Source organism: Bradyrhizobium sp. 613_E4_N2_2 (assembly GCF_052075995.1).
Taxonomy (GTDB): Bacteria; Pseudomonadota; Alphaproteobacteria; order Rhizobiales; family Xanthobacteraceae; genus Bradyrhizobium; species Bradyrhizobium barranii.
In genome coordinates this window covers 906041-929807 of the sequence record NZ_CP197234.1, presented here as the reverse complement: position 1 = coordinate 929807, position 23767 = coordinate 906041, and the positions used below count along the sequence as shown (strand labels likewise).

The window sequence follows — 23767 nt, the reverse complement described above, 5'->3', positions numbered from 1 at the left end:
TCGTCTCAGGCTCCTCCGCACGCGGTCAGTGGATCGTAATCGGGCCGCATCAGCATCGCGTGGAGCTGGCGCCGCCGAACGCCCATGTTGCCACCGTCGAAGATCGGCAGCGCCAACGCGTCCTGCAACAAGCGGCCGAACGGCGCCGCGTGATCATAGCTGTCGATGCCGACCACGCGCATCAGGTCGGTGATGACCCGCACCGCGGCTTCGGAGCCGAAAATCTTGGCCTGGACCGCGAGCTCGTCGGCGCCCGGTGATTGCGTATCGAGCGCGTGGCAGGCCCGCCAGCTCAGGTAACGCGCGGCTTCGATAGTGGTCTTGGCATCGGCGAGTGCATAGCCGACCGCCTGATGCTCGATGATCGCCTGTACCCCGCCGCGTTTCTCGGTGCGGGCAAAATGCAGTGCGAAGTCGAAGGCGGCCCGCATCAGGGCGACACCGAAGATGCCGACCAGCGCCGCCGTGCCGGTGAAGGCGGCGGACGCCAGCATCAAGCCGCCCCCCTCCTGCCCGAGCAGATTGCCGTGCGGCGCGGTGACGGCACGCAGGCTGAATTCCGGCACGAGGTGAGCGCGGTGGCCGATCGAATCAATGGCGCGTTCGAACACGATGCCATGCACCGGGCCTTCGACCGCAATGATGGAGACACCCTGCTCCGGTGGCGCGGCGGGATTGGTCCGGCACACCACGCACAACACGTCGGCGCCATTGCGGTCCCACCCGGTGGCGGACGACACCCATTTCTTGCGGCCGTTGATGATCCAATTGCCGAGCTCGCGTTTTGCGGTGGTGCGCACGCCCTCGCCCGGCGGCGGTGCGGCAGCATTGGCGCTGCCGCCGGGTTCCGAGGAGCAGAAGCCCGCAAGCGGAGCGCCGCTCGTCTTCAGGAACGGTGCAAGCAGGCGGGCGCATTGCTCCGCGGTGCCACCAAGCAGAATTGGCAGCAGACCGAGCACCGTGCCGAGCATGGTCAGCGTCACGCTCGGATTCACAGCGTAGAATTCTTCCGCCAGGATCGCCATGTCGATGAGTCCGGCATTGTCGCCGCCCGCCGGCGCCGGAATGCATTTGCGCAGATAACCAGCAGCGACCATCGCCTCATAGGTCGGCTTCGTCGCGAGGAAGCGCTCTTCCGGCGTCGCCAGCAACTCGGCCTTGCCGGCGCCGGCCAAGACCTCCGCCGCGAATTTTCGCGATTGAAGCTGCAACGCGCGCTGCGCAGGTGAAAGCGTGAAATCAATCGCCATCGAACATCTCCCTCGCTCCGGCAGGTCACCAGGGTGAGCCGAGCGAGGGCGGAAAATCTTGGTCGGCAGCGACCTAATTCTTGGCTGGAGGTGAACTACTCGCCCTTCCCCTTCGTCCTCCGAAATTCGCGCGGGGCGAGGCCGTGACTGCGCTTGAAGAGGCGGTTGAAGTGCGAGATGTCGGAAAAGCCGGCCTCATACGCGATCGTGGAGATGGCCTTGTGACGATGCTGCGCGTCGAGCAGGTCGCGGGCGCAGATCAGGATCCGCCGATCGCTGACATGCTCGCCGACGGAGCGGCCGGTCGCGACGAACAACCGGTGCACATAGCGCTCCGAGCAGCGGAACTTCCGGGCAAGCAATTCGGCATCGAGACCGGGATCGTCGCTGTGGCGGTCGATATGGTCGAGCATCATCGACAGCAGCACGGGCGCATTCACGCGCGCAACCGGCATTTCACCCAGCATCTCCGGTGCATGCGCGATCAGCTCGACCACATGCGTGCCGCTGCTTGCCGCAACGGCGGGTGCTGCCAGGCAAAGCTCGGCATAGCCTGCGAGCGTGCGCGACAACGCGCGGCCATTTTCCGTCCTCGACAACGCAAGCCGCGGAGAATCCGCAAAGCTCTTTGGCAGGTGCCGCCGCGGCACGGCAAAGCAAAAGAGGCGGAAGTCGCGGCCGTTGGCAATCTCGAACGGCTCGGTCGTATCGGCGACCGCGAGGTCGCCGGGCGCACAGACCTGCTCGTGTCCCCGCTGCGTCGTGCGGCCCAGACCCTCGAGCTGGAGATTGACGAAGCAGAGATCGTCCGTGCTTCGCGCAATATGGGGCCGCAGCCGGAGAACGCAGTGCCCTGTGGCTTTCACCAGCGAAATCTGGACCGACGCAGCGTCGGTACGCGCGATCGAACCTTCGAAGGGACGGTCGGCGATTTTACGCGGCTCGAGCCGGACAAAGGCCGCAGCGAGATCGTCGGCCCAACTGCCGAAGGGCTGATCGGCGCGAGATGGCTTGGCTGACCATTCCATAGGTGCGCCCCCGGAACGAGGAATTCGCGCGTGCAAATTCAGATTGGACGACCCAGCGGGACGGAAGGATAGCTTTTGGCGAACAACCGGTCAAATCTCGAAGGCGCGCAATATGCGACCGTCATCACGTCGTCATTGCGAGCGCAGCCGTCGGCGCACCGGAAACCAAGTGAGTGGTTAGAGGAGCAATCCGCTACCTGGCTTTCGCCTGCATCGGCTTCGGTGCCGGCACGGCGGCCCATTCCTTGTCGGCGCGGGGGCCGTTGAGATCGCCGGTGAGGCCGACGAGCTGGCCGGGCAGCACGTCGAGGGTCTGTTGCCAGGTCTGGGTCTGGCACAGGAACTTGATCAGGCAACCCCTGAGCTTGAGGCGATCGGCGGAGTCGCGCCACAGCGAGACCGAATAGGATTTGCCGTCCTCGGCATTGTAGATCTCGCCGGCGAACTGTCCCTCCGGCGTCGCCTGCAAACCCATGATGAGCTGATGGCCGAGCAGCGCGCGGGCGCGCTTGTCGGGATCGGGATTCTCCTTGTCGCGATAGGGCTGGCCGCGCTTGTCGGCCGGCTCCTTCATCCAGATGATGAAGCCGCAGATGCGGTCGCGCGACGGCCCGCAACGCTCGAGCCTGATGCGCGCGCGGCCGTCCTGGACGAGCCAGGTGCCGCTGGGATCGGGCGGCGCCGCGGCGCCGGCGCGGCCGCCAAACACCATCATCAGGATCGTGATCGCAACGCGCAACACGAAGCGAAGGACAATGTTCATCAGCGGCACCTTTCGTTGGATGGGTCGCGGCGTCAGTTCAATTGCGCCATCAAGGCGTCGGCGCCCTTGTCGAGGCCGGCGGTGGCGGCGGCGAGCGCGCCGGCGGTGGCCTTGATGTCGTAGGCAGCCGGGTATTGCTTGGTGACGTAAGCGGAGAGCAGGCGCGCGGTCGCGGCGTCGAAGATCTCGACGCCGTAGATCACCGAGCCGGTCATGGTGCCCTCGCCGTCGCGCGCGGCCTGCACGCCGTTGTAGACGGCGCCGGCGACGTCGAAGCGGGAGAGCGTGCCGAGCACCGGCGTGTTGGCGACGGCGCCGGTGAGTGTCAGCCTGATCCGCAGTGTCTCCGGCCCACGCTCGCGCACCAGCGCGAAGCGGCCGCGCAGACCCTCGGCGAAACGGGTCTGCATGTAGGCGGCAAGCGTCGCCTTGTCCTTGTCGGACATGTCGCCGAACTGGTGATCCCTGCCGCGATAGACCACGACCGGTTCGAGGATGACTCTATTATAAGCGCGCCAGTCGACCGGCGTGGAATAGCGGTAGGGCACGCGGCCGGAGGCGTCCGACTTGTCCGGAGCCATGTAGGCTGAGGACGCCATCCCGGAATACGGCACGGGCGCGACGGTGGCGCAGCCCGCGACGGCTGCGCCGAGCAGGAGCGTTCCCAGACCGCGCAGGGCGATCGAGCGATTCATTCCAGACTCCTCTAGCGGCTTGCTGCCCAGGCAGTGGCGACCGCAGCCGCGTACGGGACCAGACGCGGCTGCGGCGCTCACCAGTGCCAACCCGAGGCTTCGTCCGGGGCCATCTCGGAAGCCTTGGGCCGTCTCAGTGTGTCCATTTGTAAAACCGACTAGGCGGTTTGTAACGTTCAAAAACACGGGCCTGGCGCATTTGGCCGCAGGCGCGGCTTTGGGCAGCTATCGGCGGGAAATCGTTAACGATGAATCAGGCGCGCTTGCGCGGCGTTGCGGCCTTCGTAGCCGATGGCGCGCGGGATTTGGCGGTGCCTTTGGCGGCCGGCCGTTCGAGGCCGGTCCACTGCGCGTCGTCGAGCAGACGCGCGAACAGCCGCTGATGCTCGTCCTTGCTGAGCGGCGACATGCCGAACAACGAGCTCAACAACAGCCCCATCGCGCCGGCCCAGCGCAGCATCGCGAGATCGGGATCAGTGGCCTCTTCCCTGATCGCCGCCATCCTCTCCATCTCGCGCTCGCGCGGCAGCGCCATCAGGCTGGGATTCTCGACCATGGCCGCAACCAGCGCCAGCGCGGCAGAATTCGGCGAGGTGGCCGCTTCGCGCACGGTCGCGAGCTGGGTCGCCAGGTTGGGATTCGCGGAGGTCGCGCTCACCTTTGCCATGGTGCTGGTGGCGAACTCCTCGAAATGCGCCATCTGCCGGTCGAGCAACGCCTTCAGCACCGCTTCCTTGGTGCGGAACTGATGCATCACGCCGCCCTTGCTGAGTCCGCTCTCGCGCGCGATCGCATCCAGCGTCAGCCGGCCCGGCCCGTCGCGCGCGATGATCGCGATGGCCGCTTCGAGTGCGGCGTTACGGGATCGTTCGGAGCGGCTGGCATTGTCCATGGCCGACTTGTCTCCGTGACAAGACAATGAATCAAGTGAAAACAGGACGCGCTGTACATTTTTTGTGCGAACACTGTCGAGACTTTCATCTTGCGGCCCCGAATGAGACTGTGTGAGCCTCGATATCGGATGGGGACTGGGATGGGCCGGCCGGAGCTTCGCGCGCCATGACGTGCGAAGCGTTTTCGGCCGGTCTCGCTTGAGAAAGATACGACATGCCAAAACGAGTGTTGCTTGGTGCCCTCCTGGCTTGCGGCCTCACGGCCTCGGCGCTGGCGCAAGAGCCGAGGACGGGGGGCGTGATCAACGCCGTGATCCAGCCCGAGCCGCCCGGCCTGATGCTTGCGCAGGTCCAGAACGGCCCGACTCAAATGGTCTCGGGCAACATCTTCGAGGGCCTGCTGCGCTACAGCCCCAAGCTCGAGCCGCTGCCGGAGCTTGCCGAAAGCTGGAGCGTCAGCGAGGACGCCAAGACCTACACCTTCAAGCTCAAGAAGGGCGTGACCTGGCATGACGGCAAGCCCTTCACCGCCGCCGACGTCCTGTTCTCGATGGAGATGCTGAAGCAGACGCATGCGCGTGCCCGCACCAATCTGGCGCAGGTCGACAAGATCGAGACGCCGGACGACTATACGGTGGTGTTCACGCTGAAGCAGCCGTTCGGACCGTTCCTCGGCATCTTCGAGGTCGGCTCGATGCCGATGGTGCCGAAGCATCTCTATGAAGGCACCGACTGGAAGACCAACCCCTACAACAACGCGCCGGTCGGCACCGGCCCCTTCATGTTCAAGGAGTGGCAGAAGGGCTCGTTCATCCGCCTGGTCAAGAACCCGAACTACCACGAAAAGGGCAAGCCCTATCTCGACGAGATCTACTGGCAGATCATTCCCGACGCCGCCGCGCGCTCGGTGGCGTACGAGACCGGCAAGGTCGACGTGCTGCCCGGCGGCTCGGTCGAGAATTTCGACGTGCCGCGGCTGTCCAAGCTGAAGGACACCTGCGTCACCGGCGCCGGCTGGGAGTTCTTCTCGCCGCTGGCCTGGCTGTGGCTCAACAACCGCCAGGGTCCGCTCGCCGACAAGCGGGTGCGGCAGGCGATCATGTTCGCGATCGACCGCGACTTCGCCAAGGACGTGATCTGGAACGGGCTCGGCAAGGTCGCGACCGGCCCGTCCGCCTCGACCATCAAGTACTACACCGACGACGTGCCGAAATACCCTTACGATCCTGCCAAGGCCAAGGCGCTGCTGAAGGAAGCCGGCTACAAGGGCGAGAAGATCCGCCTGCTGCCGCTCGCCTATGGCGAGACCTGGCAGCGCTGGGGTGAAGCCGTGAAGCAGAACCTCCAGGACGTCGGCATGAACATCGAGACGATCGCCACCGACGTTGCCGGCGGCAACCAGAAGATCGGCGACTGGGACTACGACATCGCCTTCACCTATCTCTACCAGTATGGCGATCCCGCGCTCGGCGTCGGCCGCAATTATATCTCCAGCAACATCGCCAAGGGGCAGGTCTTCAACAACGTCGAGGGCTACTCCAACCCGGAGATCGACAAGCTCTTCGCCGACGGCGCGACCGCGACGCCGGACTCGAAGCGCAAGGAGATCTACGAGAAGGCGCAAAAAATCCTGGTCGAGGACGTGCCGGTGGCCTGGATGCTGGAATTGCAATTCCCGACCATCACCCGCTGCAAGGTCAAGAACCTGATCACCACGGGCATCGGGGTCAATGACGGCTTCAAGGACGCATGGCTGGACAAGTGATGGCTGCCCTCTTCACCTCTCCCCGCTCGCGGGGAGAGGTCGAATGTGCGCATAGCGCACATTCGGGTGAGGGGGAGTCTCCGCGAGCCCAACTATCACCGTCCCCGCGGAGAGTCCCCCTCACCCCAACCCTCTCCCCGCATCCGCCTTCGCCGAGGCTTCGGCGGACAAGAGCGGGGCGAGGGAGCCCACTGTCTCCGTGGCTCCAGGTCACGCTACAAGAGATGACTCTCTAATATGCTCTCCTTCGTCGCTCAGCGTGTCCTGAAGGGCGTGATCGTCCTGCTCGCGATCGTCGTCCTCAATTTCTTCCTGATCCGGCTTGCGCCCGGCGACCCCGCGGTCGTGATGGCGGGCGAGGCCGGCGCCAGTGACCAGGTCTTCGTCAAGCAGCTCCGGGAAAAGTTCGGCCTCGACAAGCCGCTGCCCGAGCAGCTCTTCATCTACGTCAAGGGCGTCGTCACGCTCGACCTCGGCTTCTCCTTCCGCCAGCAGGCGCCGGTCGTGAAGCTGATCGGCGAGCGGCTGCCGGCGACGCTGCTGCTGACACTGACCGCATTCGCGATCTCGCTCATGCTCGGCGTTCTCTTCGGCACCTTCGCCGCGCGCTTTGCCGGAACCTTCCTCGACACGGCCATCACCGTGTTCGCGCTGATCTTCTACGCCATGCCGATCTTCTGGGTGGCGCTGATGGGAATCCTCCTGTTCTCGGTCACCATGGATTGGCTGCCGAGCTTCGGTTACGAGACGGTCGGCGCCAACCTCACCGGCCTTGCCCACGCAGTCGACGTCGCAAAGCACCTGATCATGCCGGCGATGACGCTCGGCCTGTTCTTCATGGCGACCTACACCCGCATGACGCGCGCTTCGATGCTGGAAGTGAAACGCCTCGACTTCGTCAAGACCGCGCGCGCAAAGGGCCTCTCCGACGCCGTGATCCAGCGCCGCCACGTGCTGCGCAACGCGCTGCTGCCGGTCGTGACGCTGGCCGGTGTGCATTCCGGCACGCTGATCGGCGGCGCCGTCATCACCGAGACCGTGTTCGCATGGCCCGGCATCGGGCGTCTGATGTACGACGCGCTGCTCCAGCGCGATTACAACCTCCTGCTCGGCGTCTTCGTGATCTGCTCCGCCATGGTGCTGATCTTCAACCTCATCACCGACCTCGTCTACCGACTGGTCGACCCGCGCATCGAATTCGCCTCATGAAACAGTTCTGGAAATCGATGCTGAAGAGCCCGAGCGGCGTCGTCGGGCTCGTCATCCTTGTCCTTGCGATCTCGATCGCGGTGTTCGGGCCGATGCTGTTCCCGAATTCACCCTGGCGCATGGTGCAGCGGCCGTTCCTGCCACCCTTCACGCTCTCGACCGTGCCGCTCGGCACCGACGCGCTCGGCCGCGACGTGTTCGCCGGCATGATCTTTGGCGCGCGCGTCTCGCTGCTGGTGGGTCTCGTCTCCACGCTGGTCGCGCTGGTCGTCGGCGTTCCCATTGGCGCCATGGCCGGCTATTTCGGCGGCAAGGTCGACGACGCCCTGATGCGCTTCACCGAGTTCTTCCAGACCATTCCGAGCTTCGCGCTCGCGATCGTGCTGGTCGCGATCCTGCAGCCCTCGATCTACTCGATCGTGGCCTCGATCGCGGTGGTGAGCTGGCCGCCGGTCGCCCGCCTCGTGCGTGGCGAGGTGCTGTCGCTGCGCACGCGCGAATATGTCCAGGCCGCCGTCGTCACCGGCCAGAGCAACACCTGGATCATCCTGCGCGAGATCCTGCCGAACGCGCTGTCGCCGGTGATCGTGCTGGCTTCGCTGATGGTGGCGACCGCCATCCTGTTGGAATCCTCGCTAGCATTCCTCGGGCTCGGCGATCCCAATCTGATCTCCTGGGGCTACATGGTCGGCGCCGGCCGTACCGTGATCCGCCAGGCCTGGTGGATCACCGTGTTTCCCGGCGTCGCCATCCTGATCTCGGTGCTCGGGCTGAACCTGATCGGCGAAGGCCTCAACGACGCGCTCAATCCGCGCCTGTCGCGGGAGGGCCGGTGATGATGACCGCCCCGCCCGCCGTCTCGATCAAGAATCTGCGGATCGCGCTGCCCAAGGGCGCCGAGCGTCCGTTCGCCGTCGACGGCGTCTCGCTGGATTTGCGGCCCGGCAAGATCGTCTGCGTCGTCGGCGAATCCGGTTCCGGCAAGTCGATGTGCGCGCATGCGCTGATGGGGCTTCTGCCTGATACGGTCACCGTCACCTCCGGCGAGATCCAGTTCGAAGGCCGCGACCTGCTCGAGCTCGATGACGACGGCTGGCGCGATTTGCGCGGCCGCCGGCTCGCGATGATTTTTCAGGAGCCGATGACCGCGCTCAATCCGTTGATGCGGATCGGCGACCAGATGGCGGAGATGTTCGAGGCCCACGGCCTGCTGACGCCGAAGGAGCGGCGCGCCAAGGCCCTGTCGCTGGCGCGCGAGGTCGGCCTGCCCGACCCCGAGCGCATTGTCCGCGCCTATCCGCACCAGCTCTCCGGCGGCCAGCGCCAGCGCGCCATGATCGCGATGGCGCTCGCGCTCGAGCCTGCGGTGCTGGTCGCGGACGAGCCCACCACCGCGCTCGACGTCACCACGCAGGCGCAGATCCTGAAACTGATCCGCAACCTCCAGCGCAACCGCAACATGGCGGTGATGTTCATCACCCATGATTTCGGCGTGGTCGCCGACATCGCCGACCAGGTCGTGGTGCTCAGGCATGGCAAGGTCGTCGAGGAAGGCCCCGCTAGCTCCGTCTTCAAAAATCCGCAGCGCGACTACACCAAGGCGCTGCTCGCCGCCGTGCCGTCGATGGATCCGCCGGCGCGCGAGCCGCTCGATGACCAGGCCAGGGCCGTCGAGGTGATTGGGCTGGACAAGACCTATGTCACATCAGGCGGCTGGTTTCGCGAGGACCGCCGCGTCGATGCCGCGCGCGAAGTCAACTTCAACATTCTCAAGGGCGAGACGCTCGGCCTCGTCGGCGAATCCGGCTCCGGCAAATCGTCGGTGGCGCGTCTGGTGATGCGACTGATCGAAGCCGACCGCGGCACGGTGCGGATCGGCGAGACCGATCTCACGCAGCTCTCGGGCAAGGCGCTCCGCGCCGAGCGCCATCGCATCCAGATGATCTTTCAGGATCCGTTCGCCTCGCTCAATCCGCGCCGCAAGGTCGGGCACATCATCGCCGACGGTCCGATCGCAGCCGGCATCGATCCGAAAGTGGCGTTCGACCGCGCCCGCGATCTCCTCAGGATGGTCGGGCTGGACGCCGGCGCGCTCGACCGCTACCCGCATGAATTCTCCGGCGGCCAGCGTCAGCGCATCGGCATCGCGCGCGCGCTCGCGCTCGAACCGGAGATCATCGTCGCCGACGAAGCCGTCTCCGCGCTCGACGTCTCCGTGCAGGCGCAGGTGTTGCGACTGCTCGAAGACCTCAAGGCGCGCCTTGGCCTCTCGATGCTGTTCATCACCCACGATTTGCGCGTCGCGGCGCAAATCTGCGACCGCATCGCGGTGATGCAGCGCGGCGCCATCGTCGAGTTGAAGCCGACCGCGCAACTGTTCGCCGCGCCAGAGCACGCCTATACGCGCGAACTGTTGGCGGCGGTGCCGGGCCGGAAGGAGCGCGCGCCGGCGGCGTGAGGCGGCCGATCGCGGTTGCTACTTGGCCGGAGGGTTGGTGTTCCTCCAGGTGGGGACTGAGTTGGTCACGCCGACCGATGGTTGATTAGACGTTCCGATCGACGGCGCAGTGACGGTCCCGACGGTCTGTCCGGAGCTTCCATAAGTTGTGCCTTGCGTTGCTGGCGCTCCGGAAAGACCGCCCGTGTTGCCTTGGGTGCCCGCCGCAGACGTCTGCGCGCCTGCAGCGAATGGCGATGCCGCAAATCCGACCGCGATAAGTACCGCAATCGAGCGTCTCGTTCTTGTCATGGCTAATCCTTTCGGGCGCGGTGTCTCAGTCGCGTCGGCCATTCGCTCGTCGAACCACTCGTGCACTGAGCAATCTTACAACTCCACGCGCGCGAAAATGTGCCGCAACACGACCACACTGCAGGGCCTTACGCTCCATCACGATGGCGCGACGAGCAGCTCCAGCCGAACGCGGGCGATCCCGGGACACGAGGAGCGGGCGCCGGCAACGTCAGGCCAGCTCATGGCTAAGGTATTCCGCTCCTCTTCACGCAACGGAACACTCACGGGCTTTTTATCCCTCGTGACCGTCCGCACAGATGCGAAACAGAGGCCGACACCCCAGATTCGCATGGAATGATTTCCATCATCTGATGATGGATGTCCGATCCATTGGAGCCGATATGGGCCAGGTTATTCAGTTTGTCTCGAAATCCGAACGCGAGCGCGTTCGCCTCATTCAGGAGGCACGCGCGATCTACGACAGCATTTTTCCGCCGGCTGATCCGAGCGGCGAGCCGCAGGGCAAGGCGACGATCGGCCGCGCGGCCAACGGCGACGCAGGAAATCTGGCGTGATCAAGATCATCGGGGTGCTGTGCAGCCTCTCCTCTCCGGCAAATTGTCACGAGTAGATCGTCACCACCTCGGACTTCGCCAACGTCTCGATGCAGTCCTGCCTGATGGGCGCGCCGCAGCTCGCCGAATGGATGAACCAGCATCCGGCCGAACGCCTGGCTGGATGGCGCTGCGTGTTCGGTCAACAGACCGGCAGGGGCGCCTGAGGCCACCGGCCGTCTGGTCGAGGGCGGCGCCATCCAGTTGAACCGTGACGAGCATGCATCGCCAGGCTAGAATGGCGGCGCTGCTTGGCAGAGGGGGACGCCGGATGGAGGTCGCCAGCCTCGTTCTTCCCGTGTTCGCAATCATCGTCACCGGCTGGTTTGCCGGTGTATCAGGTTATCTCTCCCGCTCGCTTGCGGACGCGCTGGTGCATTTTGCCTACAACGTGGCGATGCCGGCGCTGCTGATCGTCACGATCGCCCAGGAGCCGGCGCGCAACCTGCTGGAATGGCGCTTCCTGCTCGCGTTCGGCGGCGGCTCCCTCCTCTGCTTCGCGCTGGTCTTCCTGGCGGTCCGCGCGGGCGGCAAGCACGACCTCGCCAGCAGCACGATCCATGGCATGGCGGCGGCCATGACCAATACCGGCTTCGTGGCGCTCCCGATCCTGCACGCGATCTACGGCCAGCCCGCCGTCTTGCCTGCCGCGGTGGCGACGGTGTTCGTCGCCGGCGTGATGTTTCCGCTCACGGTCATCCTGCTGGAAAGGGACGTGCGCGGCCCTTCGCATTCCGCCGGGCTGGTGAAGCAGATCCTGCTCAATCCGATGGTGCTGTCGACGCTGATCGGTCTCGTCTGGGCGATCACGGGCTTGCCGATTCCGGCGCCGGTCGCGGCCTATCTGAACATCATTGCCGCTGCGCTTACGCCCTGCGCACTGTTTGCCATCGGGCTTGGCCTGTCGGTCGACGGTCTGCGATCCAACCTGAAGGCCTCGTTCGCGCTCGCGACCGTCAAGCTGGTGGTGATGCCGCTGATCGTCTACGGGCTTTGCGTGGTCACCGGCCTCAATCCGCTCTACACGGTTGCCGCCGTCATATGCGCGGCCGTGCCGACGGCGAAGACCGTCTATGTGCTGGCACACGAGCACAAGGTCGAGGAGAAGCTGGTCGCGGCCACCGTCTCGGTCACGACGATGCTGTCGGTCGCGACATTGCTGGTCGCGCTCTACCTGCTCTCCGGCCTCGCGCCCGGCACGCGTTGACGATCACCGGCGCGCCTGGCGAGGTGTTCTCTATCTCGTGGTGTTGCTCCAGGTCGGCACCGAATTGGTCACGCCGACCGACGGCCAATTGTACGAGCCGATCGAGGGCGCCGTGACCGTCCCGACCGTCTGCCCGGACGACCCGTAGGAGGTCCTGGGCTGCGCGACCGGCAATGCGGCGGCGCCATAGGTCGGGGCCACCACGCCCGTGCTGTAGTGATGCCGGCTCGGCCGGGCCTTCTTCGCTTCGGCTGCAAAGGGCGCGGCCAGCAGTCCGACAGTGATGAGTGCGGCAATGGCGGGTTTGATGCTTGTCATGGCGGTTCCCTTCATTGGCTGCGAGCCCACTGTGCCATGTGTTCATTCAACACGGAATTTCCATGGGCACCCGTTCATAACTTCGTGCACGCCCGAATGTGCCTGACCCAGACACCGCTGCCGTGGTCATCGTCGCTTCGGACGACATGCCTTGCGGCCATGTCGCTCCTTGACTGTCGCGACAGAGTGCATCAGCGCCTTGAAGGCGACGATCGCCGGATCGTCAGCGAGCGCGTGGTCGGGCCGCGACTCCAGATGCTCGACCACGGCCAGCAGCGCGTCCGCGATCTGTCCGATCTGCTTGCCGTAACCGGCGACATCCGACAGCACGTCCTTCTCGACATCTGGCGCCGAGGATTGCCCCACCGTGATGTTGACGAGACCGAACTGGCCGCCGGTGGGACTGAAGAACGACGGATAAATGGACTGGACGACATCCCCCGACAGGGGCAGCTTGAACACAGGCATGCGATTTCGCCTCGCTGATGCTCGACCGGCATGGACACACTATCACGACCACCGGCCTTCGGATGGACCCGAATCAGCGCTAGTGCATCGCCTTCAGTGACTTCCCTGGACGCAAGCAGCATGACCGGCCCCGAACTGAAGCAGCTCCGCAACGACCTTTCCGATGCGCTCGAGCGCAAGCTCACCGCGGCCGACATGGCCAAGCTTTGCGGACTGCCGGAGAAGGGCGGCGCCGATACCATCCGGCGCTGGGAGGTCAGTGGCCCGACGCCGTCCGCGACCAAGGTGCTGCGCGTGCTCGCGATGGCGAGCGAGCGCTATCCGATCATGGAGAAGTTCGACGTCTTCGATCGCCACGACGTACGCGAGGAAGACCGGCCTGCAAGGCGCGCGGCCTTCCGCCAGCAGATGCGCGATGAGGCGCGGCGGCGTCTTGGTTAACGAGAGACGCGCGCAAGTTACCCGAGACTTGCGACGTTAAGCCTTCCTTCACCACTTCTTAAGCCGCCATTAAGCACGAAAATCATTTACAGCCCAATAAGTTAGGTTGGCTGTCGCTGTGCCACGGATGTGACAGCATTTTCGTCAAAAGCGAGCTATCTGCAAAACCAACGACGGCGCGGACAGCGCGCCTGCCGGGGACCAAAGTGCTGGAGTTCAAGACGATGAAGAAGATTTTGTTTGCAACCGTTGCGCTGCTCGTGGTGAGCGCTGCCGCGCCGGCCGTCGGCGCCGATCTCGGCAACCGCAACTATTACAAGGCGCCCGCGCCGGCCTATGCCGCGCCGATCTACAACTGGACGGGCTTCTATGTCGGCGGCCATGTCGGCGGCGCGTTCTCCAGCGACAACAATTTCAACGGCCTCTCCACCGGCAACAACGGCAACGGCCGTTTCCTCGGCGGCGTGCAGGTCGGTGCGGACTGGCAGTTCAACCCGAACTTCCTGGTCGGCGTCGAAGGCCAGTATTCCTGGCTCTCCGGCAGCGTCGGCGCGGCGTTCCCGGGCGGCGTCGCCTACAGCAACGACCAGCGTGGCCTCGGCTCCATCACCGGCCGCGTCGGCTACACCTGGGGTCCCGGCCTGCTCTACGTGAAGGGCGGCTACGCCTATTCGGACAACAACGAGAAGGTGACGATTGGCGGCGTGCCGACCGGCTTCATCATCGATGGCGATCACCGCAACGGCTACACCGTCGGCGCCGGCCTCGAATACATGTTCGCCCCGAACTGGTCGGCCAAGGCCGAGTACCAGTACTACAATTTCGGCGACGCCCACTTCACCGCGGGCCCGCTGGTGGGCACCGGCAACTTCACGACCGACGACCACACCTTCAAGGCGGGCGTCAACTACCGCTTCAACTGGGCCAACTCGGCGGTCGCGCGCTACTGATCGCGCCTCCAAAAAATCTCTTCGCAATCAAGGGCCGGCAACTCTGCCGGCCCTTTCTTTTTCGCTGTGCGGAACAGGCGCAACCGATTGTGCAACTTGCGATTTTTTAACCCGACCCAGGGATACTCCGCGGCGAAAATATAAAGATCACGCGTGGGGGAATTTCGATGGCGATCCGTCTGGGTGCTGGCCGTGTCCTTGGCCGTCTCAAGCCTCGTTTCAAGATGCCAAGGTGGGGCGTGCGCGGCAGCCTGTTCGCCGCCTTCGCATTGATCGCGGGCATGGGCCTCGTCATCGCAGCCGGCGCCGGCTTCGTCTTCAATCACCTCGGCGCGACCATGATGGATCTGAGCGGCCGCGACATCCCGCGCCTCTCCGCCAGCCTGCAGCTCGCCTCGCAGAGCGCGACGCTCGCCGCGCAAGGCCCGGGCCTGCTGGCATCGCCCTCCGACGAGGCGCTGAAGGAACGCACCAAGAGCGTGAAGGACATCCAGCAGCTCGCCATGGCCAAGCTCGGCGAGATCATCGAGCTCGGCGCCGACAAGCAGATCGCAACCGCGCTGCGCGACACCGCCAAGAGCATCGACGAGGCGACCCAGAGCCTGGTGTCGGCCGCGCGTGAGCGGCTCGAGACCGGCGCGCTGCATGACAAGCAGTATGAGGCGCTGCGCAAGGCGCAGCTCACCTTCGTCGGCGCGGCCGGTCCTGCGATGCTGGACGCACAGACACGCTTGAACGCGATCCTCGGTGCGGCGGAAGTTTCCGCCGATGATGCGACTGAGGCCGCCCGCACCGTCTCCCAGGTCGCGACAATCTCCGCCAACGGCAATCTCATGGCCGCCGACATGATGGCGGCGCTGTCGGCCAACAACAGCGACACGCTGGAGGCGATCGAGAAGGAGTTCAAGGCGACGCGCGACCGCGTCAAGTCGAACCTCGAGGACCTCCCGAACATGCCCTCGATGCAGACGGTGCGCGACGCCGTGCAGAAGCTGTTCGCCTTCGGCGAGGGCAAGACCGGCGTGTTCAAGATCCGCCAGAAGGAGCTCGACGCCATCGACTACGGCCAGACTATCCTGGACGAGACCCGCAAGCTCAATGTCGGTCTCGGCATCAGCGTGCAGCAGCTCGTCGACGGCGTGCAGAAGGAGACCAACGCGTCGACGTTCCAGGCGCGCCAGGAGATCTCGCTCGCCACCACCGCGATGCTGGCGCTGGGCGCGCTGATGCTGGTCGGCTCGGCGCTGTTCGTCTGGCTCTATGTCGGCCGCAACATCCTGCGGCGGATCGGCGCGCTGCATCAGTCGATGCAGCTGCTCGCGAACGGCGACCTCGAGACGGAGATCTACCGCTCGAAGCACCACAACGACGAAATCTCGGTGATGGCGAGCACGCTGCAGGTGTTCCGCGAGAGCATGATCGAGGCCCGCGCGATGTCGAGCGAGCAGGACAAGGACCGTGTCGCCAAGGCCGAGCGTGCCGCGCGCATGGAAGCGAAGATCGCCGAGTTCGAGGGCGCGGTACGCAACGCGCTCGACAATCTCGCGCAATCGGCCAATTCGATGCAGTCCACCGCGCAGAGCATGTCGAACACCGCCGACCAGTCCAACGCGCTGGTGAACGCGGTTGCATCCGCCGCGGAGGAGACCTCGGTCAACGTGCAGACCGTGTCATCAGGCACCGAGCAGCTGTCGTCCTCGATCGAGGAGATCAGCAAGCAGGTCGTCACCTCGGCCGCGATCGCAAGGAAGGCGGTCGACGAGGCCGGCGCCACCGACACCACGGTGCAGAGCCTTGCCGACAGTGCGAGCCGCATCAGCGTCGTGGTTGACCTGATCCAGACCATCGCCTCGCAAACCAACCTGCTCGCGCTCAACGCCACCATCGAGGCGGCGCGCGCGGGCGAAGCCGGCCGCGGCTTCGCAGTGGTCGCCTCCGAGGTGAAGAGCCTCGCGAGCCAGACCGCCAAGGCGACGGAAGAGATCCGCACCCAGATCGCCAGCATGCAGTCGGTCACGACCTCCGCGGTCGGCGCCATCCAGGGCATCGGCCGGATCATCGGCGAGATCAACGACGTGACGACGACGATCGCCGCCGCGGTCGAGGAACAGGGCGCGGCCACCCGCGAAATCGCCCGCAACATCCAGCATGCCGCCGGCGGCACCAGCGAGGTCTCCAGCAACATCATCGGCGTCTCCACGGCGTCCGCGGAAGCCGGCGCGGCGGCGAGCGAAGTGCTGGGCGCCTCCGACGCGCTCCGCCGCGAAGCCGACATGCTGCGCGGAGAGATCGACGCATTCCTCAACAACATGCGGGCGGCGTAAGCCGCCGGCCCGTAGCCCGGATGGAGCGCCGCGTAATCCGGGCTACGGAAAACTGCAGGTATGACCGCCATGCGGAGACCACGGCCCGGCCTTTTTCGGCTGGCGCCCCGCGCCCGGCGGGTTTAAGCCGGTAGCATGAACCCGAAAACCGACACCGTGCAGTCCTCGGCCGAGGCCCTGCGCTATCCCTGGGAACAGCATCCCGGCCCCGAAGAGATCGTCGAGGTGCGTCCCGGCGTGTTGTGGGCGCGGCTGAAACTGCCGTTCCGCCTCAACCACGTGAACATCTACCTGCTCGCCGACGGCGACGGCTATGCCATGATCGATGCCGGCTTCGGCAACGAGGAAACGATCGAGGCCTGGACCAGACTGTTCGAGGGGCCGCTGAAGGGCGTCAACATCACGCGCCTGATCGTCACGCATTCGCACCCCGATCACGTCGGCCTCGCGGGCTGGATCGTCGAGCGGTTCAACTGCCCGCTGGTGATGACGCAGGTCGAATATCTGCAATCTGTCTACCACCAGAACCGCGGCACCGAGGAGCGGCGCGAAGCCCAGCGGCTGTTCTTCCGCCGCCACGGCATGGACGAGTCGCTCACCGAAAAGCTGCTCGGCCGCGGCCAGGATTATCTCAAGCGCGTCTCGGTGCTGCCGCCGTCCTACCGCCGCATCTCGCATGGCGACGAGGTCGTGATCGGCACGCGCCGCTTCAAGGTGATCACCGGCGGCGGGCACGCGCTCGACCAGGTGATGCTGTATTGCGCCGACGACAAGCTGTTCCTCTCCGCCGACCAGGTGCTGAGCAAGATCTCGCCCAATGTCAGCGTGTGGGCGGTCGAACCCGACCAGAACTCGCTCGGCGAATATCTGGCCTCGCTCGCGAGCCTGACCACCACCCTGCCCTACGATCTGCTGGTGCTGCCCGGCCACGGCGTGCCGTTCTATGGTCTGAAGACCCGCATCAAGCAGCTCGCCGATCACCACGAGGAGCGCTGCCGCCTGATCGCGGAAGCCTGCAGCGAGGTGCCGCAGACCTCGCGCGCCCTGGTGCCTGTCGTGTTCAACAAGCACGTGCTTGACGAGCACCAGATGGGCTTTGCCGCCGGCGAACTCGTTGCCCACGTCAATTACATGATCGTCGAGGGCCGGCTGACGGCGGAGACGAAAGACGGCGTGCTCCAGTTCAGGACAACGTGAGCTTTTCGCCTCTCCCCGCCTGCGGGGAGAGGGAGCAGACCTCCGCCGCGGCTACCAGCTCACTTCATATTCGCGATCGCGTGCAGCGCCGCGACGTAGCCGAACGGGCCCAGCCCGCAGATCACACCGGTGGCCACGAACGAGATCTTGGAGTGGCGGTGATATTCGTCGCGGGCGTGGATGTTGGAGATGTGGACCTCCAGCACCGGGCCTTCGAAGGTCTTGATCGCGTCCATGATCGAGACCGAGGTGAAGGAGAGGCCGGCCGGATTGATGACGATCGCATCGGCGTCCTGCCGCGCCGACTGGATCAGATCGACCAGCACGCCTTCATGGTTGGACTGGTGGAAGGCCAACTTGAGCCCGAGCTTGCCGGCCGCTTCCTCGCAGCTTGCATTGACCTCCGCGAGCGTGGTCGTGCCGTAGATGTGCGGCTCGCGGATACCGAGCATGTTGAGGTTGGGACCGTTGAGGATCATCACGCGTTTCATGGACAGGTCCTTCTGGAAGTTAGCCACCGAACCACTTGGCCGGACCGGTGACGAGAACGGGAAACAGCGTCAGCAAGGCTAGCACGACGAGCTGCGCGATCAGGAAGGGCCAGACGCCGCGGATCAGATCATCCATCGAGACGCGGGCAACGCCACAGACGACGTTGAGCACGACGCCGACCGGCGGCGTGATCAGCCCGATCGCATTGTTGATGATGAAGAGCACGCCGAAATAGACGGGGTCGATGCCGGCCTGCTTGACGATCGGCATCAGGATCGGCGTCAGGATCAGGATCGTCGGCGTCATGTCCAGCGCGGTGCCGACGATGACGACGATGATCATCAGAACGAAGGTGAGGAGGGTCTTGTTGCCCGCGAACGGTTGCACGAGCGCCACGATCTGGTCGGAGATCTCGGCAACCGTGATCAGCCAGGACGATACCAGCGCCGCGGCGACGAGGAACATCACGACAGCCGTGGTCTGCGCGGTCGAGACCAGCAGCGCCGGCAATTGTGCCGGCCTGAGCTCGCGATAGACGCCCATCGCCACCACCAGCGAGTAGACGGCGACGACGACGGCCGCTTCCGTCGGCGTGAAGATGCCGAAGCGCAGGCCGAAAATGATGATCATCGGCAGCATCAGGGCCCAGAAGCCGTCGATCAGCGCGCACCAGATCTCGGCGATGCTCTTGCGCGGCAGGCGCGCCGGGTTCTCCTTGCGCACCACCCACCACCAGGCAAAGCACAGGCCGACGCCGAGCAGCAGGCCCGGCACGATGCCGGCCAGAAACAGCTTCGAGATCGAGACATTGGCGGCGACGCCGAAAATGACGAAACCGATCGACGGAGGAATGACGGGCGCGATGATCCCGCCGGCAGCGACGAGGCCAGCCGCGCTGGCGCGATTGTGGCCAGCGGCGGCCATCATCGGCACCAGGAGCGCACCGAGCGCCGCGGCGTCCGCGACCGCCGAGCCCGACAGCGAGGCCAGGATGCATGACGTCAGGATCGCGACATAGCCGAGCCCGCCGCGGAAATGGCCGACCAGCGCGATCGCGAAGTTGAGGATGCGACGCGCCAGGCCGCCGGTGTTCATGACCTCGCCGGCGAGGATGAAGAACGGCACTGCCATCAACGGAAAGGAATCGACGCCGTTGATGACGTTCTGCGCGATGATCTGGGAATCGAACATCGCGAGATAGGTCATCAACGCGATGCCGCAGATGATCAGCGCAAACGCGATCGGCATGCCGATCGCCATGGCGCCGAGCAGCGAGAAGGTGAAGACGGCGACAGTCATGCCTGCTGCTTTCCGCTCGCGGCGCCAGGAGAATGCGGGAGCTCCTCGGACTCGCTGATGGCGATCAGATCGGCATCGGCGACCTGCCCGGTCACGAGCCGATAAAGCTCGTGCACGATGATCACGCAGGAGGAGGCGCCGAACACGATCCCGGCAGCGTAGAACAGGCCGACCGAGAGCCCCGAGGCGGGCGCCACCGTATCCCAGTTCAACACCGTCTGCTTCCAGGAGCCTTCCGTCAGCAGCACGGAGGCATAGAGCATCAGCGCGTGGCTGAGGCCGTAGCAGACCTTGCGGCCGAACGGCGACAGCACCTTGACGAGGCTGTCGACGCCGAGATGGGCATGCTCCTTCAGGCCGATGATCGCGCCCAGAAACACCATCCACACGAACAGCCAGCGCGACAGCTCTTCCGAGATCGCAATCCCGGAATTGAAGCCGTAGCGCAGCACGACGTTGCCGAACACCAGCACCACCATGGCGGCAAGCAGCACCGCGATCACCGCGCGGAGCAGCCAGAAATAGGCGTTGACCACTGTCTTCATCAGGTCCGTCCTGCTGCGCGTCGGCTTACGGCTTCAGCGCGTGCACGCGGTCGAGCTCACTGTTGAACAGCTTGACGATGGCTGGGTCGTAGTCGGCCGAGAATTTTTCCGCGATCGGCTTTGTCTTCTCGCGCATGCGATCGAGCTCGGCGGGTGCGATCTCGTTGACGGCCATGCCCTTGGCCTTGAGCTCGTCGATCGCGGCAGCGGCCTGCTCGCGGCTGACCTTGCGCTGGTAGTCGCGTGCCTCGATCGCCGCGTCCTGCAAAATCTTCTGCTCGTCGGGCGAAAGCCCGTCCCAGAATTTCTTGCTGATCAGGATGATGTTGGTCGAGTAGGTATGATTGGTGACGCTGAGATACTTTTGCACCTCGAAGAACTTGTTCGACAGGATCACGGAGAACGGGTTCTCCTGGCCGTCGACGGTGCCCGTCTCCAACGCGCTATAGAGCTCCGAGAAACTCATCGGCACCGGGTTGGCGTTGAAGGCCTTGAAGGTCTCCAGATAGACCGGGTTCGGGATCACACGGATCTTGATGCCGCCGAGGTCCTCGCCCTTGGTGATGGCACGCTTGCTGTTGGTGACGTTGCGGAAGCCGAGATCCCAATAAGCGAGACCAACCAGCCCCTTCTCAGGCAGCTTTGCCAGCAGCGCTGCGCCGAGCGGACCATCGAGCAAGGCGTCGGCCTGCTGCGGCGTCGAGACGATGAAGGGGAAATCGATCAGGCCGTAATCCTTGACGATGCCGACCAGCGACGTCGTCGCCGGCGACTGCATCTCCTGGGTGCCGGCGCGCAGCGCCGATTGCTGCTGCATCTCGCTGCCCAGCTGATTGGCCGGATATTCGCGCACCCTAATCTTGCCGCCGCTCTTCGCCGCGACGATCTCGGCGAATTTCTGCACGCCTTTGCTGACGGGATGGTCGGTGTTGTTGAGGTGCCCCCAGCGGATGGTGCGCTCCTGAATGGCCTGCGCCGAGGCCGGCCCCATCGCGCCCAAGGCGACCGCGCCGATCGCCGCCACCAAAGCCAGACCTTTGAACCGAACGGGCATCGCTCCCTCCCCTGTTGATCTCGTTCTTAGGGACAGGAACGTCTTATATGACGAATTATAAATCAACCTATATTTTTGATTTTGTCTGATATTACATGAAACACTTGATAAAGTTTCGAAATTTGGCAAAACGCACGTCCAACGCGCTAGAATGAGGCATGGACACCCTTCCCGACACGACAGCCGAGACGGTGGGCGACAGCGCCTACCGCCGCATCCGCACCGACCTGATCTTCGGCAAGCTGACGCCGGGGCAGAAGCTGAAGCTCGAGCGGATGAGCGGCGCCTATGGCACCAGCATCTCGACGCTGCGCGAGACGCTGAACCGGCTGTGCTCGGAAGGTTTTGTCGTCGCCGAAGGCCAGCGCGGCTTCGAGGTCGCGCCGATCTCGGCAACCGAATTCCAGGAGATCGCGGAGCTGCGCGAGCTGCTCGAGAGCCACATGATCGAGAAGTCGTTTGCGGCCGGCGATCTCGACTGGGAGGCGCACATCGTCTCGGCGCATCACAAGCTCGCGGCGATGGAGCGGATGCTGCTGTCAGGCGAGCGGTCCGATGCGGAAAGCTGGAAACAGTGCGATTTCCAGTTTCATCGCGCGCTCGTCGCGGCCTGCGGCTCGAAGGTGCTGCTCGATGCGCATGCCGCGGTCTATGACCGCTATCTGCGCTACCAGATGATCGCCGTGGTGTTCCGCGGCGAGATGGCTGCTTCCGAGCATCGCGAGCTGAAAGAGCTGGCGCTGAAGCGCGACGCCAAGGGCGCGAACAAGGTGCTGCACACCCACATCCATGATTGCGTGGCGCATGCCTTGCGCAATTCGGATTGGTTAAAGCCGGTGGCCGCCGTCAAGGACGCGCGGAGCGAGCCGCGCAAGAAGGCCAAGGCCGGGTAGACCCGCAGCGCCGCCGATGGTGCAAAGCAACATTGCCTCTCGCGCGAACTTGATCGGGATCAAGTTTCAAATCGCACGATAGGGCATTTTGCCCAAATGCTCCCCATGCCCAAATGTGGGATAGCGCATAGACTCTAGAGCTGGAAAAGCTCTAAGAAGATGCGCCCTTTTTGGTCAGTTCCGTCTTAGGTTTTGCCGATGGATTACGCCCAGTTCTTCAATACCGCCCTCGATCGTCTCCACACGGAGCGGCGCTACCGCGTGTTCGCCGATCTCGAACGCATCGCCGGCCGGTTCCCGCATGCGCTGTGGCACTCGCCGAAGGGCAAACGCGACGTCGTGATCTGGTGCTCCAACGATTATCTCGGCATGGGCCAGCACCCGAAGGTGGTCGGCGCCATGGTCGAAACCGCGACCCGCGTCGGCACCGGCGCAGGCGGCACCCGCAACATCGCCGGCACCCATCATCCGCTGGTGCAGCTCGAGGCCGAGCTCGCCGATCTCCACGGCAAGGAAGCGTCGCTGCTGTTCACCTCGGGCTATGTCTCGAACCAGACCGGCATCGCGACCATCGCGAAGCTCATTCCGAACTGCCTGATCCTGTCGGACGAGCTCAACCACAATTCGATGATCGAGGGCATCCGCCAGTCCGCCTGCGAGCGCGTCGTGTTCCGCCACAACGACCTCGCCGACCTCGAAGAGAAGTTGAAGGCCGCAGGTCCGAACCGGCCGAAGCTGATCGCCTGCGAAAGCCTCTATTCGATGGACGGCGACGTCGCCCCGCTCGCCAAGATCTGCGATCTCGCCGAGAAATATGGCGCGATGACCTATGTCGACGAGGTCCATGCCGTCGGCATGTACGGCCCGCGCGGCGGCGGCATCGCCGAGCGTGACGGCGTCATGCATCGCATCGACATTCTCGAAGGCACGCTGGCCAAGGCGTTCGGCTGCCTCGGCGGCTACATCGCCGCCAACGGCCAGATCATCGACGCCGTGCGCTCCTACGCGCCGGGCTTCATCTTCACCACCGCGCTGCCGCCGGCGATCTGCTCGGCCGCGACCGCCGCGATCAAGCATCTGAAGACCTCGAACTGGGAGCGCGAGCGCCACCAGGACCGCGCCGCCCGCGTCAAGGCGATCCTCAATGCTGCCGGCCTGCCTGTGATGTCGAGCGACACCCATATTGTGCCACTGTTCATCGGCGATGCCGAGAAGTGCAAGCAGGCGTCCGACCTGCTGCTAGAACAGCACGGCATCTACATTCAGCCGATCAACTATCCGACGGTGGCCAAGGGCACCGAACGCCTGCGCATCACACCCTCGCCCTATCACGACGACGGCTTGATCGATCAGCTCGCCGAAGCGCTCTTGCAGGTGTGGGACCGCCTGGGTCTGCCGCTCAAGCAAAAGTCGCTGGCGGCGGAGTAGGCCTGCTTCCACCCTCCCTTGGAGGGAGACGGGGTGGGGTGACAGTCTCTCCACCTCTGACGCTGCTCGTGTGGAAAGATCACCCCACCCCGATCGCGCTTCGCGCGATCGACCCTCCCCCTCCAGGGAGGGTAAGCGGGATCCGCGTCCGCTCGCACCTTAACGACAACCCCAGTTCCCGCCCCGGTACGGCATTTCGCTGT

At 64.8% G+C, this 23767-nt stretch carries 24 protein-coding genes and 1 pseudogene; 13 read left to right on the top strand and 12 right to left on the bottom strand.

Annotation, left to right across the window (positions count from 1 at the left end; translation table 11 throughout):
- Window positions 1-5: 5 nt before the first annotated feature.
- The 5 genes from AB7290_RS04365 to AB7290_RS04345 form a co-directional block, all read right to left on the bottom strand.
- Window positions 6-1250: an acyl-CoA dehydrogenase family protein gene (locus tag AB7290_RS04365; protein WP_085398347.1), complete on the bottom strand. Its 1245-nt coding sequence runs from the start codon at window positions 1248-1250 to the stop codon at window positions 6-8.
- A gap of 95 nt (window positions 1251-1345) precedes the next feature.
- Window positions 1346-2278, bottom strand: coding sequence for a helix-turn-helix domain-containing protein (locus AB7290_RS04360; protein WP_085398348.1), 933 nt, complete (start codon window positions 2276-2278; stop codon window positions 1346-1348).
- Between the two features lie 193 nt (window positions 2279-2471).
- The gene (locus AB7290_RS04355; protein ID WP_085398352.1) at window positions 2472-3041 is read right to left on the bottom strand and encodes a DUF2147 domain-containing protein; all 570 of its coding nucleotides are present in this window, start codon (window positions 3039-3041) and stop codon (window positions 2472-2474) included.
- Window positions 3042-3073: 32 nt separating this feature from the next.
- The gene (locus AB7290_RS04350; protein ID WP_354077903.1) at window positions 3074-3736 is read right to left on the bottom strand and encodes a DUF3313 domain-containing protein; all 663 of its coding nucleotides are present in this window, start codon (window positions 3734-3736) and stop codon (window positions 3074-3076) included.
- A 253-nt stretch (window positions 3737-3989) separates the two neighbouring features.
- A complete protein-coding gene (locus tag AB7290_RS04345; RefSeq protein WP_085398350.1) occupies window positions 3990-4628 on the bottom strand; it encodes a TetR/AcrR family transcriptional regulator in 639 nt (212 codons plus the stop codon).
- 215 nt (window positions 4629-4843) lie between these two features.
- Here AB7290_RS04345 and AB7290_RS04340 point away from each other — a divergent pair, with 215 nt between their 5' ends.
- The 4 genes from AB7290_RS04340 to AB7290_RS04325 all read left to right on the top strand — a co-directional run bounded on the left by AB7290_RS04340 (window position 4844) and on the right by AB7290_RS04325 (window position 10061).
- Window positions 4844-6394, top strand: a complete 1551-nt coding sequence (locus AB7290_RS04340; protein ID WP_085398351.1) for an ABC transporter substrate-binding protein — start codon at window positions 4844-4846, stop codon at window positions 6392-6394.
- 237 nt (window positions 6395-6631) lie between these two features.
- Complete coding sequence (locus AB7290_RS04335; RefSeq protein WP_085402596.1) at window positions 6632-7603, top strand: ABC transporter permease; 972 nt, start codon at window positions 6632-6634, stop codon at window positions 7601-7603.
- Window positions 7600-8439 (top strand): ABC transporter permease, encoded by an 840-nt coding sequence (locus tag AB7290_RS04330; protein WP_028148686.1) that lies wholly within the window; start codon window positions 7600-7602, stop codon window positions 8437-8439. Before AB7290_RS04335 ends, AB7290_RS04330 begins: the two co-directional genes overlap by 4 nt.
- Before the next feature lie 2 nt (window positions 8440-8441).
- Window positions 8442-10061, top strand: coding sequence for an ABC transporter ATP-binding protein (locus tag AB7290_RS04325; RefSeq protein ID WP_085402680.1), 1620 nt, complete (start codon window positions 8442-8444; stop codon window positions 10059-10061).
- Between the two features lie 18 nt (window positions 10062-10079).
- On the opposite strand, the gene AB7290_RS04320 is transcribed toward AB7290_RS04325, so the two are convergent.
- Window positions 10080-10352: a hypothetical protein gene (locus AB7290_RS04320; protein WP_085402681.1), complete on the bottom strand. Its 273-nt coding sequence runs from the start codon at window positions 10350-10352 to the stop codon at window positions 10080-10082.
- Window positions 10353-10735: 383 nt separating this feature from the next.
- Here AB7290_RS04320 and AB7290_RS04315 point away from each other — a divergent pair, with 383 nt between their 5' ends.
- The 3 genes and pseudogenes from AB7290_RS04315 (at window position 10736) to AB7290_RS04305 (ending at window position 12155) form a co-directional block, all read left to right on the top strand.
- Complete coding sequence (locus tag AB7290_RS04315; RefSeq protein ID WP_167768152.1) at window positions 10736-10909, top strand: hypothetical protein; 174 nt, start codon at window positions 10736-10738, stop codon at window positions 10907-10909.
- Window positions 10906-11115: pseudogene (locus tag AB7290_RS04310) on the top strand (hypothetical protein). The gene AB7290_RS04315 and the pseudogene AB7290_RS04310 overlap by 4 nt, the downstream one beginning before the upstream one ends.
- 104 nt (window positions 11116-11219) lie before the next feature.
- Complete coding sequence (locus AB7290_RS04305; RefSeq protein WP_085402599.1) at window positions 11220-12155, top strand: AEC family transporter; 936 nt, start codon at window positions 11220-11222, stop codon at window positions 12153-12155.
- Between the two features lie 30 nt (window positions 12156-12185).
- On the opposite strand, the gene AB7290_RS04300 is transcribed toward AB7290_RS04305, so the two are convergent.
- Window positions 12186-12473, bottom strand: coding sequence for a hypothetical protein (locus tag AB7290_RS04300; protein WP_071917770.1), 288 nt, complete (start codon window positions 12471-12473; stop codon window positions 12186-12188).
- 126 nt (window positions 12474-12599) lie between these two features.
- Window positions 12600-12941, bottom strand: a complete 342-nt coding sequence (locus tag AB7290_RS04295; RefSeq protein WP_063980791.1) for a hypothetical protein — start codon at window positions 12939-12941, stop codon at window positions 12600-12602.
- A gap of 120 nt (window positions 12942-13061) precedes the next feature.
- On the opposite strand from AB7290_RS04295, the gene AB7290_RS04290 reads away from it, so the two are divergent.
- The 4 genes from AB7290_RS04290 (at window position 13062) to AB7290_RS04275 (ending at window position 17853) form a co-directional block, all read left to right on the top strand.
- The gene (locus tag AB7290_RS04290; protein ID WP_085402600.1) at window positions 13062-13382 is read left to right on the top strand and encodes a hypothetical protein; all 321 of its coding nucleotides are present in this window, start codon (window positions 13062-13064) and stop codon (window positions 13380-13382) included.
- 224 nt (window positions 13383-13606) lie between these two features.
- Window positions 13607-14332: an outer membrane protein gene (locus AB7290_RS04285; protein ID WP_085402682.1), complete on the top strand. Its 726-nt coding sequence runs from the start codon at window positions 13607-13609 to the stop codon at window positions 14330-14332.
- Between the two features lie 167 nt (window positions 14333-14499).
- Window positions 14500-16656, top strand: a complete 2157-nt coding sequence (locus tag AB7290_RS04280) for a methyl-accepting chemotaxis protein (RefSeq protein WP_085402601.1) — start codon at window positions 14500-14502, stop codon at window positions 16654-16656.
- A gap of 135 nt (window positions 16657-16791) precedes the next feature.
- A complete protein-coding gene (locus tag AB7290_RS04275) occupies window positions 16792-17853 on the top strand; it encodes an MBL fold metallo-hydrolase (protein ID WP_085402602.1) in 1062 nt (353 codons plus the stop codon).
- Window positions 17854-17912: 59 nt separating this feature from the next.
- On the opposite strand, the gene aroQ is transcribed toward AB7290_RS04275, so the two are convergent.
- Genes aroQ through AB7290_RS04255 form a run of 4 tightly spaced genes read right to left on the bottom strand, consistent with a single transcriptional unit; the run spans window position 17913 to window position 21243 of the window.
- A complete protein-coding gene (gene aroQ, locus AB7290_RS04270; RefSeq protein ID WP_085402603.1) occupies window positions 17913-18344 on the bottom strand; it encodes a type II 3-dehydroquinate dehydratase in 432 nt (143 codons plus the stop codon).
- A gap of 19 nt (window positions 18345-18363) precedes the next feature.
- Window positions 18364-19644, bottom strand: a complete 1281-nt coding sequence (locus tag AB7290_RS04265; protein ID WP_085402604.1) for a TRAP transporter large permease — start codon at window positions 19642-19644, stop codon at window positions 18364-18366.
- Entirely contained in the window at window positions 19641-20189 is a 549-nt protein-coding gene (locus tag AB7290_RS04260; RefSeq protein WP_085402605.1) for a TRAP transporter small permease, read from the bottom strand. Before AB7290_RS04260 ends, AB7290_RS04265 begins: the two co-directional genes overlap by 4 nt.
- Before the next feature lie 25 nt (window positions 20190-20214).
- Window positions 20215-21243 carry a TRAP transporter substrate-binding protein gene (locus AB7290_RS04255; protein WP_085402606.1) on the bottom strand — a complete coding sequence of 343 codons (1029 nt, stop codon included), beginning with the start codon at window positions 21241-21243 and terminating at the stop codon, window positions 20215-20217.
- 158 nt (window positions 21244-21401) lie between these two features.
- Here AB7290_RS04255 and AB7290_RS04250 point away from each other — a divergent pair, with 158 nt between their 5' ends.
- Both AB7290_RS04250 and hemA read left to right on the top strand, forming a co-directional pair.
- Window positions 21402-22136 (top strand): GntR family transcriptional regulator, encoded by a 735-nt coding sequence (locus AB7290_RS04250; RefSeq protein ID WP_085402607.1) that lies wholly within the window; start codon window positions 21402-21404, stop codon window positions 22134-22136.
- A 198-nt stretch (window positions 22137-22334) separates the two neighbouring features.
- Entirely contained in the window at window positions 22335-23564 is a 1230-nt protein-coding gene (gene hemA / locus AB7290_RS04245; protein WP_071916882.1) for a 5-aminolevulinate synthase, read from the top strand.
- Window positions 23565-23767 lie beyond the last annotated feature (203 nt).

What these genes read in the sequence shown, in the direction of transcription:
- AB7290_RS04350 (WP_354077903.1), bottom strand. Translation starts at nt 3,736, where the DNA reads ATGAATCGCTCGATCGCCCTGCGCGGTCTGGGAACGCTCCTGCTCGGC.
- AB7290_RS04325 (WP_085402680.1), top strand. Translation starts at nt 8,442, where the DNA reads ATGACCGCCCCGCCCGCCGTCTCGATCAAGAATCTGCGGATCGCGCTG.
- AB7290_RS04360 (WP_085398348.1), bottom strand. Translation starts at nt 2,278, where the DNA reads ATGGAATGGTCAGCCAAGCCATCTCGCGCCGATCAGCCCTTCGGCAGT.
- AB7290_RS04265 (WP_085402604.1), bottom strand. Translation starts at nt 19,644, where the DNA reads ATGACTGTCGCCGTCTTCACCTTCTCGCTGCTCGGCGCCATGGCGATC.
- AB7290_RS04345 (WP_085398350.1), bottom strand. Translation starts at nt 4,628, where the DNA reads ATGGACAATGCCAGCCGCTCCGAACGATCCCGTAACGCCGCACTCGAA.
- AB7290_RS04335 (WP_085402596.1), top strand. Translation starts at nt 6,632, where the DNA reads ATGCTCTCCTTCGTCGCTCAGCGTGTCCTGAAGGGCGTGATCGTCCTG.
- AB7290_RS04300 (WP_071917770.1), bottom strand. Translation starts at nt 12,473, where the DNA reads ATGACAAGCATCAAACCCGCCATTGCCGCACTCATCACTGTCGGACTG.
- AB7290_RS04355 (WP_085398352.1), bottom strand. Translation starts at nt 3,041, where the DNA reads ATGAACATTGTCCTTCGCTTCGTGTTGCGCGTTGCGATCACGATCCTG.
- AB7290_RS04365 (WP_085398347.1), bottom strand. Translation starts at nt 1,250, where the DNA reads ATGGCGATTGATTTCACGCTTTCACCTGCGCAGCGCGCGTTGCAGCTT.
- AB7290_RS04305 (WP_085402599.1), top strand. Translation starts at nt 11,220, where the DNA reads ATGGAGGTCGCCAGCCTCGTTCTTCCCGTGTTCGCAATCATCGTCACC.
- AB7290_RS04260 (WP_085402605.1), bottom strand. Translation starts at nt 20,189, where the DNA reads ATGAAGACAGTGGTCAACGCCTATTTCTGGCTGCTCCGCGCGGTGATC.
- AB7290_RS04285 (WP_085402682.1), top strand. Translation starts at nt 13,607, where the DNA reads ATGAAGAAGATTTTGTTTGCAACCGTTGCGCTGCTCGTGGTGAGCGCT.
- AB7290_RS04320 (WP_085402681.1), bottom strand. Translation starts at nt 10,352, where the DNA reads ATGACAAGAACGAGACGCTCGATTGCGGTACTTATCGCGGTCGGATTT.
- AB7290_RS04250 (WP_085402607.1), top strand. Translation starts at nt 21,402, where the DNA reads ATGGACACCCTTCCCGACACGACAGCCGAGACGGTGGGCGACAGCGCC.
- AB7290_RS04330 (WP_028148686.1), top strand. Translation starts at nt 7,600, where the DNA reads ATGAAACAGTTCTGGAAATCGATGCTGAAGAGCCCGAGCGGCGTCGTC.
- AB7290_RS04290 (WP_085402600.1), top strand. Translation starts at nt 13,062, where the DNA reads ATGACCGGCCCCGAACTGAAGCAGCTCCGCAACGACCTTTCCGATGCG.
- hemA (WP_071916882.1), top strand. Translation starts at nt 22,335, where the DNA reads ATGGATTACGCCCAGTTCTTCAATACCGCCCTCGATCGTCTCCACACG.
- AB7290_RS04275 (WP_085402602.1), top strand. Translation starts at nt 16,792, where the DNA reads ATGAACCCGAAAACCGACACCGTGCAGTCCTCGGCCGAGGCCCTGCGC.
- AB7290_RS04295 (WP_063980791.1), bottom strand. Translation starts at nt 12,941, where the DNA reads ATGCCTGTGTTCAAGCTGCCCCTGTCGGGGGATGTCGTCCAGTCCATT.
- AB7290_RS04255 (WP_085402606.1), bottom strand. Translation starts at nt 21,243, where the DNA reads ATGCCCGTTCGGTTCAAAGGTCTGGCTTTGGTGGCGGCGATCGGCGCG.
- AB7290_RS04340 (WP_085398351.1), top strand. Translation starts at nt 4,844, where the DNA reads ATGCCAAAACGAGTGTTGCTTGGTGCCCTCCTGGCTTGCGGCCTCACG.
- AB7290_RS04280 (WP_085402601.1), top strand. Translation starts at nt 14,500, where the DNA reads ATGGCGATCCGTCTGGGTGCTGGCCGTGTCCTTGGCCGTCTCAAGCCT.
- AB7290_RS04315 (WP_167768152.1), top strand. Translation starts at nt 10,736, where the DNA reads ATGGGCCAGGTTATTCAGTTTGTCTCGAAATCCGAACGCGAGCGCGTT.
- aroQ (WP_085402603.1), bottom strand. Translation starts at nt 18,344, where the DNA reads ATGAAACGCGTGATGATCCTCAACGGTCCCAACCTCAACATGCTCGGT.